Raw genomic sequence first — 16264 nt, 5'->3', positions numbered from 1 at the left:
CTTTACTTAGAAAAACTCCGAACCCACTCGACGATGGTGCGGACACCTACGCCTGTCGGGCCCTTGGCAGTCCAGGGCTTGGTGTCGTCGAGCCAGGCCATGCTGGCGATATCGAGGTGGATCCAGGGGGTGTCTTCGGCGAATTCCTTAAGGAACATGGCTGCGGTGATGGCACCTCCGTAACGCCCGCCAGTGTTCTTGATGTCGGCGATGTCGGAGCGGATCAGGTCGCGGTAGTCTTCGTCGAGGGGCAGGCGCCAGAAGCGCTCGCCTGACTTTGCCAGGGCGTCGCTGAAGTGCTGGTATGTCTCTTCGTCGTTGGCGAAGACTCCGGCATTGAGCTGGCCAAGTGCGACGGCGACGGCCCCGGTGAGGGTGGCGGCGTCGATCAGGTGGGTTGCGCCGAGTTGTATGGCATAGGCAATGCCGTCGGCGAGCACGAGGCGGCCTTCGGCATCAGTATTGATGATCTCGATGCTTTTGCCGGACATGGCGATCTGCACATCACCGGGCTTCTGGGCTTTGCCGGAAGGCATGTTCTCAGTGGCGCAGACTATGGCGATGACCCTGACTTTCGGCTTGAGCTGGGCGATGGCACGCATGGCCCCGATCATGGCTGCTCCGCCGGCCATGTCGTACTTCATCTTTTCCATGTTGTCGGAGGGCTTGATGGAGATGCCTCCGGTATCGAAGGTAATGCCTTTGCCGACCAGGCCGAGAACCGGGCCCTCCGCTGTACCTTCCGGCTCATACCGAATGACGATGAGGGCGGGAGGCTCGTCTGAGCCTTGGGCAACGCTCCAGAAAGCACCCATCTTGAGCTCCTTGAGCTTGTCTGCGCCGAAGACTTCGCATTTCAGGCCGGATGCCTTAGCCATTTCGGCTGCTTTCTGGCCGAAGATGGTCGGGGTGAGGTAGTTTCCGGGCTCGTTGACCAGGGAGCGGGTGAAGTTCTGCGACTCAGCGATGCTGACGCCTTCGTTGAAGCCTGTTTCTGCCTCTTTTGGGGCGATGACTATCAACGACTGGATGCTTTGGTCTTTTCTGTCGCTGCGGTAGATGTCCGGGTCGAAGTCGGCGAGGATGGCGCCTTCGGCGATGGCACGTGCGGTGGCTGCCGGATCGAAGTTTCCGGGCGCGAGGATGGCCAGATCCCGCAATTTACGCGGCTTGGCGAAGCGGACGGCAGTTCCGGCGGCCTTGCGAATTTCATGAGGTGTGGCTTTGCCGGCCTTGCCGAGTCCGATGAGGAGGAGGCGCTTTGCCTGGAGTCCCTGCGGGGCATGCAGCAGGAGAGTCTCGTTGCTGTTGCTCGAGAATTCTCCGGTGGAGAGGAACGGGGCGGCGGCTTGCCGGATGGCTTCTTCTTCAGCCAGGACGGTGATTTCCGATTTTGCGTCCTTGCCGGTGGCGGCGTCGGTGGTGAAAACGGCCAGGAGTTCAGTCTCCACGGCGGCTGCGGGGCCCGATTGCAGGGTGGTTTTCATGAGCTTTAGTGTAACCATTGCATGAAACGGACGCTTGTTATTCGCTCGCGCAGAGATTTAGACCCTCCCCTAGGGATTCTGGGGAAATTCCATGCATCTAGTCGTTGCAATGAATAAATCCATATAGAAATGGAATGTTACAATAAAAAAAGAATTCCTTGTTTCCTTGTAAGCTTCTATGCTGGCGAAAAAGACAATAAAGAATCAGATCACCCTTCCCAAGGCTGTAGTCAGCCGCTTTACCGGCGTGGAGTATTTTGACGTCACTACGGATGGAAGCTCTATTGTTTTGCGTCCTTTGAAGCAGAGCCGTGCCGACGAGGTGCGCAAACAGCTGGCTGAATTGGGAATCAGCGAAGAAGACGTACAGGATGCCGTTGTCTGGGCGCGCGCGAGCAAATAATTGCGCGTTGTCTTTGACACAACCGCTGTTGTTTCGGCGCTGGTCTTCGCGCAGGGACGCCTTGCATGGCTGCGCGAACATTGGCAGAACGGCTGTACACCGCTCGTCTCACACGCCACGGGAGAGGAACTTACGCGGGTCCTTAGCTATGACAAATTCAGGCTCTCGCTTGACGACCGCAGGGAATTGCTGGCCGACTATTTGCCATTTTGCGAAGTGGTTACTGTGGGCAGGAGTTGTCCCGTGCTCTGTCGCGATGGGAACGACCAGCCCTTTCTCGATCTTGCCTACTGCGGCTCTGCAGATTTACTAATCAGCGGAGATAAGGATTTGCTGGCGCTCCATGGGAAGGCCGTCTTCGGAATCGAATCGCCGGAGATGTATCGCGTGCGGGTAGTTGGTAAGGATTGAAATATATTTGGAATTTTAATTAGCCCTAGTAGCTCCACTGAATTCAGCGATGAGAACTATTTAGGAGAACGGCCTTACTTCGCAAGGCAAAAAGCGCACCTTCCGGTGCGGGTTCCCTCGACTCCGCTATGCTCAGGATGACAAGAGGTTGTGGGATTCTGTTTACCTGCGGGAGCGGGCGATGGCGGCCCGGGCTTCACGGTCGGCTTCGCGGCGGCGTTCGGTTTCGCGCTTGTCCCAGTCCTGTTTGCCTTTGGCGATGGCGAGCTCGCATTTGACCCGGCCCTTGTGGAAATAAAGGCGGGTGGGGATGAGCGTAAATCCCTTTTGCTGCGTCTTGATCTGTAGTTTGCGAATTTCTTCCCGGTGCAGCAGGAGCTTCCTTGTACGGAGCGCGTCGTGATTGGTGTAGCTGCCGTGGGAATACGGACCAATATGCGCGTTCAACAGGAAGGCCTCTCCGTCCTTGACCAGGCCGTAGGCGTCCTTGAGATTAGCTTTGCCTTCGCGGATGGACTTGACCTCTGTTCCGCGGAGGGCGACGCCTGCCTCGAACTTATCGAGCAGGAAGTAGTTGTGTCCGGCGGCACGATTCTGAGCGGCATCGCGGGCGCCGGCGGCCACCGGATCGCGCGGTTTGGATTTCTGGGGAGTGGCAGGTGCCACTTGATGACTGGACTGACGGGCCATGACGTTCTTATAGATAGTGTACGGGAAAAGACGGGGCACAGGGCACAGGTCTCAGAGTGCAGGGTGCAGCGTACAGGGTGCAGGGCGCAGAAAACAGGTGTCAGAGCACAGGGCTCAGGTCTCAGAATATGGCCCAAAAGGCACAAGGCTCAGAAGAAATCAGCGATTCTCATTCCTGTAACCTCTGAGCGCTGCTTTCTGCGTCCTGAGCCCTGTGACCTGAGACCTGACAGCTACAGGTGTTCATGCTAAGGCGCGAGCGCAGAATGAGATATCGGCTCGGCGGCGATGCTATAATCGGCCAGCGTCAAGGTCTTTTTCAAAGGCACTGGCCGCGGGGCCTGAAAGTCTTTTCCCCAGACCCTTTCTCCTGGAGTTGCATGAATCACCGCGCCTTAAAACTGGCTTTCTTATCGCTCGGAATTCTTCTTTTTTTAGGCATTTCCCAACCGCTCAAGGCACAATCGGCCGCCCACTGGTACAAGCAGGGCCAGACTGCCGAGGCCCGGGACGATGTCGAGACGGCTTACGAGGATTTTTACAAGGCCTTCCAAAAGGATCCCAAAGATCTGCGCTATAAGACCTCTTACCAGAGGACGCGCTCTGCGGCGGCTTCGTCGCATGTGAAGAAGGGCGAGAAGCTGCGCGACCAGGGCGATTACACGAACGCTTTGACGGAGTTTCTGCATGCGCTCGAGATCGACCCGAGCAACGAACTGGCGCAGCAGGATATCCAGGCGACGCGGGAAAAGTTGAATGCTCCTCCGAACCAGACGCCGGAGGCCCTGGTTTCGCCGAATGCCAATCCGCTGCTGAAGGACCTGGGCGGGCCGCCGGAGCTGAAGCCGCTATCGAATGAGCCCGTCACCATCCATTCGGTGGAAGACAGCAGGGTGGTCTACCAGACGGTGGGCAAGCTGGCTGGCATCAATGTGCTGTTTGATCCGGCGTATACCTCGAAGCGCGTACCAGTAGACTTGACGAACGTGTCGCTTTACGATGCATTGCGCATTGTCGGCACGATCACGGGCACATTCTGGCGGCCCATTACATCGAACACTATTTTTGTAGCCGATAACAACCGCGGCAAGCGCACGGAACTGGATGCGCAGGCGGTACAGACTTTTTACCTGACCAATGTTTCCCAGCAGCAGGACCTGAACGACGTGCAGACGGCACTGCGCCAGGTGTTTACCACGGCGAGGCTGTTCGCAGTCCCGAGCCAGAACGCGATTATTATGCGCGGCACTCCGGATGAGCTGCTGCTGGCGCAGAAGATCATCGACGATCTGGACAAGGCCAAGCCTGAAGTTGTGATCGACGTAGCAGTGATGGAAGTAAACCGCGACAAGACGCGGACGATCGGTATCCAGCTGCCGCAGACGGCGGGAATCAATTTCCAGCAGTCGAATGCAAACCAGACGACGACTTCGACAACCTCGTCCACGACTTCGACGACGACTTCGACCACGTCGACGACCACTTCCACGACCTCGACAACGACGTCTTCAACAGGGCTCACGCTGAACAACCTGGCGCATTTGAATTCGACCAATTTTGCCGTGACCATCGGCCAGGCGCAGGCGAACCTGCTGCTGACGGATTCGGATTCGAAGATTCTGCAGAACCCGCGCGTTCGTGCTTCTGACGGACAGCAGGCCACGTTGAAGATCGGCGAAAAATATCCAGTGGCCACGGGCTCTTATCAGACGGGCGCCGCGACTGCCATCGTGAGCTCGCTGGTGAACACGCAGTTCCAGTACATGGATGTGGGCGTGAATATCGACATCAAGCCTCAGATCCACTACGACCGCGATGTGACGCTGAAGATGAAGATCGAAGTCTCGACGATTGGCCCGGTTCTGAACCTGGGCGGTGTGAGCGAGCCGGTCATTTTGAACAACAGCGCGGAGGAGACAATCCGTCTAAAGGAAGGCGAGGCCAGCATTATTGGCGGCATCCTGACGCGATCGGATAACAAGTCACTGAGCGGCACGCCAGGACTGGCAGAGCTGCCGATTCTGAAGTACATTTTCGGCTCGACACAGCACGAAGTGCAGGACAACGAGATTGTCTTCATGGTGATTCCGCATGTGGTGCGCGGATCGCAGATCAGTCCGTTGAATACGGAGCAACTGGATACAGGTACAGCCAATTCGATTGAGCTGAGAAGAATTCAGGGTCCGGCACAGACGCCTGTGCCGCAGCCCGCAGTTCAGTCGGGGACAATTCCCGCGCAGGCCGTTGCGCCCGGGCAGACGCCTGCCGCGGCTGCGCAAAATGCCATCCAGCAGATGCAGCAGCAGGCCAGTGCCGGAGCTCCGGTGAGCCTGCAGCTGAATGCTCCGCCGGCAGCGCAGAAGGTGGGATCGACCTTCCAGGTGGCGGTGAACCTTGCAGGCGGGCAGGATGTCTTCTCCGTCCCGCTGCAGATGCAGTATGACAGCTCAAAGCTGAGCCTGATCAACGTGGATGCGGGCGGTTTCCTGGGCAAGGATGGCCAGCCGGTGGCGCTAGTGCATCGCGATGACGGCAGTGGAGGTGTGGCCATTTCGGCCTCGCGTCCACCTGGCGCTCACGGCGTGAACGGAGACGGCCCGGTGGTGCTGCTCACCTTCCAGGCCAAGGCCGCAGGCGATGCTTCGATTGCCATTACGCGGCCGGTGGTGAGGAACAGCGTGCAACAGCCCATGCAGGCCATGGGATCGCAGGCGATTGTCCACCTGCAGTGAAGGGCACAGCGCTCAGGGCGCAGCAATCGAGCCCGGCTGTCATTCGAGGTTGAACTGACAACTACCCCGGGTTAGCTGCGCGAACCTGGGGCACCCAGTCCTAGCAGCGGCCAGTGGGAGCGGAAGAGGTTGATGCAGCGAGCACAAGCACGAATGGCGCGCAAAGCCGGGGTCCCTATTGTGCGCGGTTTTCGCGCAATGGGGTGGAAAGCGCGCGGCTGCCTAGCTTGCCCTGAGCGAAGTCGAAGGGGCAAGTCCCGGGAAGCCGGCCTGACGCTCGTTGAGCTGATCGTGACGGTGGCCATTCTGGCGGTGCTGGCTTCGGCGGCGGTCCCGTTGACGAAGCTGGAAGTGAAGCGCCAGAAGGAACGCGAGCTGCGCTACGACCTGTGGCAGATGCGCGAGGCCATCGACCATTACAAGGACGCTGCGGAAAGGAATGCGTTTCAGACGAAGGTAGACAGCTTCAATTATCCGCCGGACCTGGAGACGCTGGTGAATGGCGTGGATGTGCAAGGCAAGAAGGTGAAGTTTCTGCGGCGCATTCCTGTCGACCCGATGACAGGGAAAGACGAGTGGGGGATGCGCTCGATGCAGGATGATCCGACAAGCGATTCGTGGGGCGGGCAGAATGTCTTCGATGTGTATTCGAAGTCGGAAGGAACGGGCCTGGACGGGACGAAATACAACACATGGTGACGACGTGACGATGCGGCGGACAATTCGCAGGGAATATGGATTTACGCTCATCGAGCTGATGATCGTGATGCTGATCATCGGCGTTCTGGCGTCGGTTGCGATTCCTGTATATCTGCAATCGCTGAAAGTAGCGAGGGAGGCTGTGCTCAAGGAAGACCTGCACATCATGCGGAATGCGATTGATTCCTATACGCAGGACAAGGAGAAGGGGCCGCAGTCGCTGGATGATCTGGTGCAGGGAGGGTATCTGAAAGAGGTTCCCAATGACCCGATGACGCATAGCAACAGCACGTGGGTCACGGCCATGGATGACTCGTTGCAGTCGGTCGATCAGACAGACCCGGGGATCAGCGATGTGCACAGCGGGTCGGACCAGGTGGGGACCAACGGGCAGCCTTATTCGAGCTGGTGAGGCTCCAGGTCACAGGGCTCAGGGTGCAGGTTTCAGATTTGGTGAACTACCCCACCTTAGCGCCCAAAAGCAGGGCGCGAAGATGGGGCACCCGAGGTTCTTAGCTTCCGGCATCTTCCGTTGCGGAATAGATCGCACTCCAGAGTTCTTTCAAGCCCGCTCCGGTTTTTGAAGAGCAGAGGAGCAACTCATCGATTTCCAGTCCATTGCGCAGGGCGTTTTGTGCTTTGACGCGCGCGTTTCCGGAGAGGCGATCTGCTTTAGTTCCTACAACGAGAAAGCGGCGTCCGGTGTCTTTGAAGAAATCGATGAGCTGCGCGTCGCTTGACTGCGGCGGAATGTTGCTGTCGACCAGGCAGAGGCAGAGTGCGAGCGTGGGCCGTTCGGCGAGATAGGGCTCGATGAACTTCGGCCACTGTGCGGAGATGGACCTCGAGATTTTCGCGTAACCGTATCCAGGGAGATCGGAGAAATACATCTGCGGCTGCTGGCGCTGCGGCGAGTCGGCTATGGAGAAGAAGTTGATGGCGCGTGTGCGTCCAGGCGTCGATGAGACGTGGGCGAGCTTTTCACCCAGGAGAGCGTTCAGCAGGCTCGATTTGCCTACGTTCGAGCGGCCGAGGAAGGCGATCTCAGGCGCGCCTGGTTTGGGGAAGTGCTCGGGTGCTGTGGCTGAGAGCAGGAATTTGGGGTAAATGCGCATAGCATTGCATGCAGCAGACGCGCGCTTCGCGCGCCATCCTTGCTGGTATGAATCTATTGCATTTTATCCCGCTCCCGCTGGTCGCTGAGATTTCAGCCCAATCCAACTCTATGTCACCCTGCATAAAAAGCAGCGACCAACGGGAGCGGCAAGCGAGTCGAAGTAACAAGTAGAGGCACGAATGGCGCGCGAAGCGCGCGTCTGCCCGTGCGGCCAGTACCCTGTTATCTTGATGTAGGGATGAATCATCTGGGGCGTTTGCGCGCTTTGCGGAAGAAGATGCTGGAGCAGCAGGTGGAAGCTGTTCTGGTGACACATCTGCCGGATGTGCGTTATCTGTGCGGGTTTACGGGGTCGAACGCGGCGCTCGCGGTTACTGGGAAGCGCGCGGCTATGTTCACGGATGGGCGCTACACGGCGCAGGCGAAGCAGGAGACAGAAGGCGCGCGTGTGGTTATTGCGAAGAAGTCTGCGCTGCGCGAAGCTTGTGCCTGGTTTGAAACGTCGGGTGTTGCGCGGACGTGGTTTGATCCGGAGCATACGACGGTATCTTTGCTCGAGCAAATGCGCGAAGGCCTGAGCAAGGGCAAGCGACGCGGGTTCTTTCAGCCGCTCAAGCAGCCCCTGACATCAGAGCTGCGGATGGTGAAGGATTCCGATGAATTGCTGCTGATGGAGAAGGCGGCTCATCTGGGGTGTCAGCTGTTTGATTCTGTTCTGCCGCATATCGAAGCGGGTGTGCCGGAGACGGACGTTGCCGCTACGCTCGAATTTTTTGCGCGGAGCCTGGGCGCGGAGGGCATGTCGTTTGAAACGATTGTGGCGTCGGGGAAACGGTCGGCGCTTCCGCATGGGCGCGCGACCGAGGCGAAGCTGCCGCGCAACGGCTTCGTAACATTGGACTTCGGTGTTATCCTCAAGGGTTATTGCTCAGATATGACCCGTACTGTGTATCTGGGCAAGCCGGGCGTGAATGAGCAGCGGGCATATGATGCTGTGCTCGAGGCGCAGGAAGCGGCGGTAGCTGCAGTGCGTCCCGGTGTGACGTGCGGTGAAGTGGATGAGGCGGCGCGCAGCGTGCTTCGCAAGGCGGGTCTGGCAAAGTACTTTACGCACTCGACCGGGCACGGCGTGGGGGTTGAGATTCATGAGCCTCCGCGGGTTGCCACAAAGCAGGAGCAGGTGCTCAAACCGGGGATGGTGATTACCATTGAGCCGGGCATTTATATTGAGGGGAAGTTTGGCATTCGCATTGAAGACATGGTGGCGGTCACTACGACTGGCGCAAGGATTCTGACCCCAGCGCCCAAGGCTATGATCCAGCTGTGATGAAGGTTGAACGAGACAAGCAAAGATGAATGCAGACGAGATGAAAGATCTGAAGGAGCTCATTGAGTTCCTGAAGGAAAACAAGATTGGCGAGTTCGACCTCGAGCGGGGCGACTTGAAAGTGCGCATCAAATTTGCGCAGGAAGGCGCTCCGGCCAGCTTGGCGCAACTTGTGCCCTCTGCGCCCGCTCCGGTTGTATCGCCTGCGGTTCATGCGGCGGCTCCGGTTTCCGCGCCTGCCGCTCCAGCCGAGAGCCAGGAAGACGCTTCGCTGCATGTGGTGAAGTCGCCGATTGTGGGGACGTTTTATGAGTCGCCTTCGCCTGGCGCTGCAGCGTTTGTAAAGGTAGGCGATGAGGTGGAGCAGGGACAGGTGCTCTGCATTATCGAAGCGATGAAGCTGATGAACGAAATCGAGTCCGATGCCGCAGGCGAGATTGTGAAGCGCTTCGTGGAAAGTGGCCAGCCGGTGGAGTATGGTCAGCCTCTGTTTGCGGTGAAGCCGCGATAAGAATTTCCCTCGGGGGCTAAAGCCCTTCGGCAAGTTGGTTTCTACGGCACGGCTGAAGCCGTGCCCCTTCAAAGAAGTATCTAGGTATTTATGTTTCGGAAAGTTCTTATCGCCAATCGCGGCGAAATTGCGCTGCGCGTGATCTGTGCCTGCAAGGAACTGGGCGTCCGCACAGTGGCCGTCTATAGTGAAGCCGACCGCAACTCTCTGCATGTGCGCTTTGCCGATGAGGCGATCTGCATTGGGCCTCCGCGCTCGGCGGAGAGCTATCTCAATGTTCCGGCTGTGATCAGCGCTGCGGAGATTGCTGATGTCGATGCGATCCATCCTGGCTACGGCCTGCTGAGCGAGAACGCGAACTTCGCGGAAGTGTGCCGGGCCTCGAATATTAAATTTATTGGGCCTCCGCCGGAAGTAACGCGCCTGATGGGCGAAAAGGAAAAAGCTCGCCAGGCGATGAAGAAGGCCAAGGTGCCGATACTTCCTGGCTCGGATGGAGTGATCCAGAACGAAGACGAAGCGCTTTCGTGGGCGAAGTCTGTTGGATATCCAGTAATACTCAAGGCTTCAGCGGGCGGTGGCGGGCGCGGCATGCGCGTGATCCGTTCGGCGGATGAACTGCCTGCGTTGTTTCAGGCGGCACATACGGAAGCGGCGAATGCCTTCGGCAACGGCGATCTCTACATGGAGAAGTTCATCGAGCAGCCGCGGCACATTGAGTTCCAGGTGCTGGCCGATGAGCACGGCAACGTGATGTCGCTGGGCGAACGCGAATGCTCAATTCAACGGCGGCACCAGAAGCTGATTGAAGAAGCGCCATCGCTACAGGTGAACCAGAAGCTGCGCGATGAGATAGGCAAGACGCTGAAGAAGTCGCTCGAAGCCGTCGGCTATCAGAATGCGGGAACGGTTGAGTTCCTGATGGATGAAGACGGCAAGCTCTACTTCATCGAGATGAACACGCGCATCCAGGTGGAGCATCCTGTAACGGAAATGATTACGGGCATCGACCTGGTGAAGGCGCAGCTGCGCATTGCTTCGGGTGAGAAGCTCTCGAGTATTGTGCCTGAGCCGGTTACAATTCGCGGCCATGCGATTGAGTGCCGCATCAATGCGGAGCATCCGGAGAAGTTCACACCGTCGGCGGGCAGGATTACGGCTTTCAATATTCCCGGCGGCAACGGTATCCGCGTAGACACGGCGCAGTATGCCGAAGGTGTTGTGCCTCCTTATTATGATTCGCTGATTGCCAAGCTGATTGCGCACGGCAAAGATCGCACCGAGGCAATGGAGCGAATGCGGCGTGCTCTCGATATGTTTGTAGTCGAGGGGATTCATACGACGGTTCCGCTGCACCGCGGGATTTTTCAGGATGAGGAGTTCCGTGAGGGCAAGTTCGATACGAAATTTATGGAACGGTACTTCGAGCGGGAGAAAGAGCGGAAAGAATCTGTTTTAGCCGGGTAGCTGGTCGTCAAAATTAAGTTCTTGCTTAATATTTTGCGCATTTTGTACCATTGAACGGTACAAGGTTACATGCCTGTTCTATGATTCTTTCATTCCGGGATAGCTGGCTGGAAAAATTCTTTATTGAAGATAAATACAGCCGGAAGATACCGGCGGATATATCGAACAGGCTGTTCCGGCAATTGCAGATGCTGGATGATGCGATGTGCGACGCTGATTTGCGCAGTCCTCCGAGCAATCACTTTGAGAAGCTCAAAGGGAAACTGGAGGGGCTGCATTCCATTCGCGTAAATAATCAGTGGCGGCTGATCTTTTTATGGAATGGCAGTCGCGGCGAAGCATCGGGCGTATATCTGGACAACCACAGCTACAGGTGAAGCACACAATGCTGATGACGAAACGCAAACCAGCTACAGTGGGGGAAATTCTTACGGAAGAATTTCTTCAACCGTTGCATCTCACGCAGGGTGCGTTGGCTGAGGCCATGGGAGTTCCCCGCAAGCATGTGAATGAGCTTTGCCGCGGACGTCGCGCTGTTACTGCCGATACGGCATTGATGCTGGCGCGGGTTTTTGGCACAAGCGCTGAATTCTGGCTGAATGTTCAGCGGAGAACGGATCTGTGGGAAGCATTGAATTCTCCGCGCCGTCGCAAGCGCATTGAGAAAGCGCGGCCATGGAAGCAGGCCGCATAGCTCAACATATTCTGGGCAGGCGAACAATAGACGAAAACGGCGTAGAATAAGCCCATGCAGTCTTCGTCTGTTCCCGAGAGCCTTGCCTGGGCGCACCCGGTGGTACAGGAGTGGTTTGTGCGCCGCTTCGGTACGCCTACGGAGCCGCAGGAGCAGGGCTGGCCGCATATCCTGGCCGGCAGGCCGGCGCTGATCTCGGCGCCTACCGGATCAGGTAAGACACTGGCTGCATTTCTCATCTGCATCGATCAGCTGATTCGCAAGGCTCTCGAAGGACGGCTTGGACCGGAGACGGAGGTTGTGTATGTCTCTCCGTTGAAGGCGCTGTCGAATGATATCCAGAAAAATCTGGAGACTCCGCTCAAGGAAATTCAGCAACTCGCGCTGGAGCGCGGATATCTTTCTCCGCAGATTCGCACGGCAGTGCGCACGGGCGACACCTTGCCGGCTGAGCGACAGAGGATGCTGAAGCAGCCGCCGCACATTCTGGTGACTACTCCGGAGTCGCTTTACATCATGCTGACGGCGGAGAAGAGCCGCAACAACTTGCGGCATGTGCGCACGGTGATTGTGGATGAAATCCATGCCATGGCGGATGACAAGCGCGGCGCGCATCTTGCGCTGACCTTGGAGCGATTGGACGCGCTGGTGCGTGGCGAGAACCGGTTGTCTGTTGGGCACTGGCTGGTTGCGCAGAATGAAGCGCCGCAGCGCATCGGGCTTTCGGCTACACAGAATCCGATTGAGCTGGTGGCGGAGTTTCTGCGCGGAGGATGCGAGCAGCCGGTTGAGATTGTGCAGGTGGGGCAGCGGCGCGAGCTTGATCTTGCCATTGAAGTCCCGGATGAAGAGCTGGGCGCAGTTGCGAACAACGATATCTGGGATGGGATTTACAAGCGGCTTGCCGAGCTTGCGCTGGAGCACCGCTCGACTCTGGTCTTTGTCAATACGCGCAAGATGACCGAGCGACTGGCCTTCCGCATGGGTGAGCTGCTGGGCGAGGAAAATGTCGCGGCGCACCATGGGAGCCTCTCGCGCAAGCTGCGGCTTGAGGCAGAGCGGAAGCTCAAGGCAGGCGAGATTCGTTTACTGGTAGCGACGGCTTCACTCGAGCTGGGCATCGATATTGGCCATGTGGATCTTGTGTGTCAGATCAACTCACCGCGTGCCATTGCAGTTGCAATGCAGCGTGTGGGGCGCGCGGGGCACTGGCGCGGAGCAATTCCGAAGGGGCGTTTTTTTGCAACGACGCGCGATGACCTGATCGAGCAGGCAGCGACGATTCGCGCGATGCGTGCAGGTGTGCTCGACAGGTTGGAGATTCCACCGAAGCCGCTCGATGTGCTGATGCAGCAGATTGTTGCTGCATGCGCGGCGGAGCCGTGGGAGGAAGACGCGCTCTTTGAAATACTGCGGCGCGCGCAGCCATACCAGACATTGACGCGTGACGAGTTTGAAGAGGTGCTGTGCCTGCTCACGGATGGCATCGAGGCCAGCCGCGGGCGCTATGGTTCATACCTGCTGCGCGACCGAGTGCATGGGCGCATCCAGGCGCGGCGGGGCGCGCGCACGATTGCTGTGTCGAATGGCGGCACGATTCCGGATACGGCTCTTTATGCCGTGATTGCGGAGCCGGAAGGCGTGCAGATTGCCACGCTCGATGAGGACTTCGCGGTGGAATCATCGGCGGGCGACATTATTCTGCTGGGCAATACGAGCTGGCGGGTGCAGCGCATTGAGAGCGCGGGGCGTGTGCTTGTAGAAGATGCGCAGGGGCAGCCGCCGACAGTGCCTTTCTGGCGTGGCGAAGCTCCGCAGCGGACGATTGAGCTTTCACAGTTTGTTTCGGAGCTGCGCGAGGAGATTGACCGGCGCACGAAGAATGTTCTGCCCGGATACATCAGCCAGTCGAATCAGGAAATTGCTGAGAATGTGGCATGGCTCAAGCAGGAGTGCGGTGTCTGCGATTCTGGCGCTGAGCAGATGATCGGCTACATCGCCGCAGGACGTGCTGTGCTGGGTATTGTTCCGACGCTTGCCACGATTGTTGCGGAGCGCTTTTTTGACGAGGGCGGAGGGATGCAGCTGATCCTGCACGCCCCGTTTGGCGGACGCGTCAACAAGGCGTGGGGCCTCGCGCTGCGCAAGCGCTTCTGCCGCGGTTTTAATTTTGAATTGCAGGCTGCGGCGACGGACAACGGACTGAATATTTCGCTGGCCGAGCAGCATAGTTTTCCGCTGAGTGATGTTTTTCAGTTTCTGACCGAACATACTGTTACGGAATTGCTGGAGCAGGCTTCACTGGCATCGCCCATTTTTAAAGCGCGCTGGAAGTGGGATGCGGGGCGGAGTCTGCAGTTGCTGCGGTTCAGGAATGGCAAGCGCATTCCGCCGCAAATCCAGCGCACGCGAGCAGATGATCTGCTGGCCAGTGTTTTTCCGCAGGTGGCTGCGTGCTTTGAAAACATTGAAGGCGACATTGTGATTCCGGAGCATCCGCTCATTCGCGAAGTGATGAAGGACGTGCTGGGCGAGGCGATGGACCTTGAGGGCTTGAAGCGCGTTCTGGAGGATATGCATGCGGGGCGCATTCGCTGCGTTGCTGTCGATACGGCGACGCCATCGCATTTTGCGCACGAGATGTTGAACGCAAATCCTTATGCGTTTTTAGATGATGCTCCGCTGGAGGAACGGCGCGCTCGGGCTGTGAATATGCGCGGCATTCTGCCGGACAACCTGCTGGGCGAGGCAGGCAGGCTTTCTCCGGATGCTATTGCCATAGTCCGCGAAGAGATATGGCCGGATGTGCGCGATGAGCATGAGCTGCATGATCTGCTGTGCTCGCTGGTGATAGTGCCGACGGAGATTCTGCTTCAGCCTGAAGCGCGGGACTGGGATGTTTTCTTTGCGCGGCTTGAGGATCATGGGCGGGCAACGTTGGCACGGGCAGGCGGGCGCGAATATCTTTGCGCGGCCGAGCGTGTTGAACACCTGAAACTGCTTTTGCCGGATGCGCATTTTGTCTCTGATCCTGTTTATGTAGCCAATTCAGTTACAAACAGCGAGGATGCGCTGCGCAAAGCGATTCAGGGATGGATGACGATCCTTGGGCCGGTTTCTTCGCGGGCTCTTGGCGAAAAGCTGGGCGTTGCCGCGGGCGAAATCTGGAAACAGATGCTGCACCTTGAGATGACGGGCATGATTTTGCGCGGAGTATTTGAGGGACGCGGGCCGGTTGAGGCTGTTCCGGACGAAGATGTGGAATGGTGCGAGCGGCGGCTGTTGCAGCGCATTCATAAGCGGACTCTGGTTGCATTGCGCAAGCAGGTTGAGCCGGTTGCACCGTCGCTCTTCATGCAGTGGCTGCTGCGCTGGCAACATGTGGCTCCGCGGACGCAGCTGAGCGGCGAGGCGGGGTTGCTCGAAGCATTGCGCGGCCTTGAAGGATTTGAGGCGCCGGCGATTGAGTGGGAGCGATCGATTCTTCCCGCACGCGTGGCGGGTTATGATCCGCGCTGGCTCGATGCGCTTTGTCTTTCCGGCGTTGTGGGATGGGGAAGAATTTCGCCGCATCCGGCATTCAACTCGATTGAGTCCGGCGGGCCGCGCCGTGTTGTGCCTACCAGCATGGCTCCGATTACGTTCTTTCTGAGGGAAGAGGCGCTGTGGATGGATTTGTGCCTGTCACAGCGACAAATTCCTGAAGCCTGTTTGACGGCGTGCTTGAGCGAACTTGCCGGGCGCGTGCGCGACGCGCTTTCTTCGGGCGGCGCAATGTTTGCCGGCGACCTGGTGCGGAGGCTGGGAGTTCCGGCGGCTGAGGCTGATATGGCGCTGTGGGAGCTGGTTGCCGCGGGACTGGTGACGGCGGACGGCTTCGACAGCCTGCGCGGGTTGATTGATCCGAGACGCAAGGAGACGAATGGCGCGCGTTCCCGGGCCAAGCAGGCTGCCGGGCGCTGGAGCTTCTTCAGAGGCGTGGATGGGCAGACTCCCGAGCGTCGCGAGGCGGAGATAGAGTCGGCGTGCCGGATGCTGCTGCGGCGCTATGGTGTTGTCTTTCGCGATCTGCTCGAACATGAGACAACGGTTCCGCGTTGGCGTGAGCTGCTAGGCATTCTACGGCGCATGGAGGCGCGCGGCGAAGTACGCGGCGGGCGCTTTGTTTCCGGGTTTGGCGGCGAGCAGTTTGCTCTTCCTGAGGCGCTCGATTCCTTGCGTGAGGCGCGGCGCAGCGGGATTCCATTAGAGCCGGTGACAATAGCAGCGGCTGATCCTTTGAATCTGATCGGGGTTGTAGTTCCAGGGGAGCGCGCTGCGGCTGTGGCGGGAAATCGCGTGACGTTTGATGAGAGTGTGTTGATGCCGCTTGAATTTCGGGAGACAAAGCAAAACACCCCCACCCTGACTTCGTCAGGATGGGGCACCCGCGCGTCTATTTCTACTTTGCCGCTGGCTCTGACAGAATCGAAGTATGAGCAGCCACCCACCGCCTGAGCCAAACCCAAAGACTGAGCAGCCGCTCATTGAAGGCGTGGACTATTACATGGATGGGCCCTACCTGGTTTTTACTGAGGCCTATCATCTGAAGCGCGGATATTGCTGCGGATCGGGCTGCAGGCATTGTCCCTGGCGCGAAGAAGCAGCTGAAGGCGAAGCATCGAACTAGACTTCTGGCAATGAGTTGGGCTACTATCCACTGCGCAGCGAATTCGATTGGGGGAGC

Annotated in this window: 15 protein-coding genes; 12 read left to right on the top strand and 3 right to left on the bottom strand. The window is 58.2% G+C overall.

The window, feature by feature from the left end; all coding sequences use genetic code 11:
• Positions 1–2: 2 nt before the first annotated feature.
• Positions 3–1487 carry a leucyl aminopeptidase gene (locus AC5S16_RS10430; RefSeq protein WP_493929997.1) on the bottom strand — a complete coding sequence of 495 codons (1485 nt, stop codon included), beginning with the start codon at positions 1485–1487 and terminating at the stop codon, positions 3–5.
• Between the two features lie 178 nt (positions 1488–1665).
• Between AC5S16_RS10430 and AC5S16_RS10425 the strand changes: the two genes are divergently transcribed.
• Both AC5S16_RS10425 and AC5S16_RS10420 read left to right on the top strand, forming a co-directional pair.
• Complete coding sequence (locus AC5S16_RS10425; protein ID WP_493929996.1) at positions 1666–1890, top strand: hypothetical protein; 225 nt, start codon at positions 1666–1668, stop codon at positions 1888–1890.
• Complete coding sequence (locus AC5S16_RS10420) at positions 1891–2301, top strand: putative toxin-antitoxin system toxin component, PIN family (RefSeq protein ID WP_493929995.1); 411 nt, start codon at positions 1891–1893, stop codon at positions 2299–2301.
• Between the two features lie 162 nt (positions 2302–2463).
• On the opposite strand, the gene smpB is transcribed toward AC5S16_RS10420, so the two are convergent.
• On the bottom strand, positions 2464–2991 hold the full coding sequence (gene smpB, locus AC5S16_RS10415) for an SsrA-binding protein SmpB (protein ID WP_493929994.1): 528 nt from the start codon (positions 2989–2991) through the stop codon (positions 2464–2466).
• A 380-nt stretch (positions 2992–3371) separates the two neighbouring features.
• Between smpB and AC5S16_RS10410 the strand changes: the two genes are divergently transcribed.
• The 3 genes from AC5S16_RS10410 to AC5S16_RS10400 all read left to right on the top strand — a co-directional run bounded on the left by AC5S16_RS10410 (position 3372) and on the right by AC5S16_RS10400 (position 6834).
• Positions 3372–5723 (top strand): secretin GspD/PilQ domain-containing protein, encoded by a 2352-nt coding sequence (locus AC5S16_RS10410; RefSeq protein WP_493929993.1) that lies wholly within the window; start codon positions 3372–3374, stop codon positions 5721–5723.
• Positions 5724–5921: 198 nt separating this feature from the next.
• Positions 5922–6422 carry a type II secretion system protein gene (locus AC5S16_RS10405; RefSeq protein ID WP_493930220.1) on the top strand — a complete coding sequence of 167 codons (501 nt, stop codon included), beginning with the start codon at positions 5922–5924 and terminating at the stop codon, positions 6420–6422.
• Between the two features lie 10 nt (positions 6423–6432).
• The gene (locus AC5S16_RS10400) at positions 6433–6834 is read left to right on the top strand and encodes a type II secretion system protein (protein ID WP_493929992.1); all 402 of its coding nucleotides are present in this window, start codon (positions 6433–6435) and stop codon (positions 6832–6834) included.
• 100 nt (positions 6835–6934) lie between these two features.
• Here the strand turns inward: AC5S16_RS10400 and yihA are convergent, their stop codons facing one another.
• Positions 6935–7537 carry a ribosome biogenesis GTP-binding protein YihA/YsxC gene (yihA, locus tag AC5S16_RS10395; protein WP_493929991.1) on the bottom strand — a complete coding sequence of 201 codons (603 nt, stop codon included), beginning with the start codon at positions 7535–7537 and terminating at the stop codon, positions 6935–6937.
• A gap of 240 nt (positions 7538–7777) precedes the next feature.
• Here yihA and AC5S16_RS10390 point away from each other — a divergent pair, with 240 nt between their 5' ends.
• From AC5S16_RS10390 to AC5S16_RS10360, 7 genes are all read left to right on the top strand, one after another.
• Positions 7778–8866, top strand: coding sequence for a M24 family metallopeptidase (locus AC5S16_RS10390; protein WP_493929990.1), 1089 nt, complete (start codon positions 7778–7780; stop codon positions 8864–8866).
• A 40-nt stretch (positions 8867–8906) separates the two neighbouring features.
• On the top strand, positions 8907–9377 hold the full coding sequence (accB, locus tag AC5S16_RS10385; protein ID WP_493929989.1) for an acetyl-CoA carboxylase biotin carboxyl carrier protein: 471 nt from the start codon (positions 8907–8909) through the stop codon (positions 9375–9377).
• 90 nt (positions 9378–9467) lie between these two features.
• Positions 9468–10844 (top strand): acetyl-CoA carboxylase biotin carboxylase subunit, encoded by a 1377-nt coding sequence (gene accC, locus AC5S16_RS10380; RefSeq protein WP_493929988.1) that lies wholly within the window; start codon positions 9468–9470, stop codon positions 10842–10844.
• 80 nt (positions 10845–10924) lie between these two features.
• Positions 10925–11221, top strand: a complete 297-nt coding sequence (locus AC5S16_RS10375) for a type II toxin-antitoxin system RelE/ParE family toxin (RefSeq protein ID WP_493929987.1) — start codon at positions 10925–10927, stop codon at positions 11219–11221.
• A gap of 14 nt (positions 11222–11235) precedes the next feature.
• Positions 11236–11538 (top strand): HigA family addiction module antitoxin, encoded by a 303-nt coding sequence (locus tag AC5S16_RS10370; protein WP_493929986.1) that lies wholly within the window; start codon positions 11236–11238, stop codon positions 11536–11538.
• Between the two features lie 54 nt (positions 11539–11592).
• The gene (locus tag AC5S16_RS10365) at positions 11593–16035 is read left to right on the top strand and encodes a DEAD/DEAH box helicase (RefSeq protein ID WP_493929985.1); all 4443 of its coding nucleotides are present in this window, start codon (positions 11593–11595) and stop codon (positions 16033–16035) included.
• A complete protein-coding gene (locus AC5S16_RS10360) occupies positions 16013–16207 on the top strand; it encodes a C1orf53 family protein (RefSeq protein WP_493929984.1) in 195 nt (64 codons plus the stop codon). The genes AC5S16_RS10365 and AC5S16_RS10360 overlap by 23 nt, the downstream gene beginning before the upstream one ends.
• The last annotated feature ends 57 nt before the right edge of the window (positions 16208–16264 follow it).

Source organism: Acidobacterium sp. FHG110202_01 (assembly GCF_059115305.1).
The sequence above is the reverse complement of the archived record's forward strand: the minus strand, read 5'-3'. Positions and strand labels throughout refer to the sequence as shown.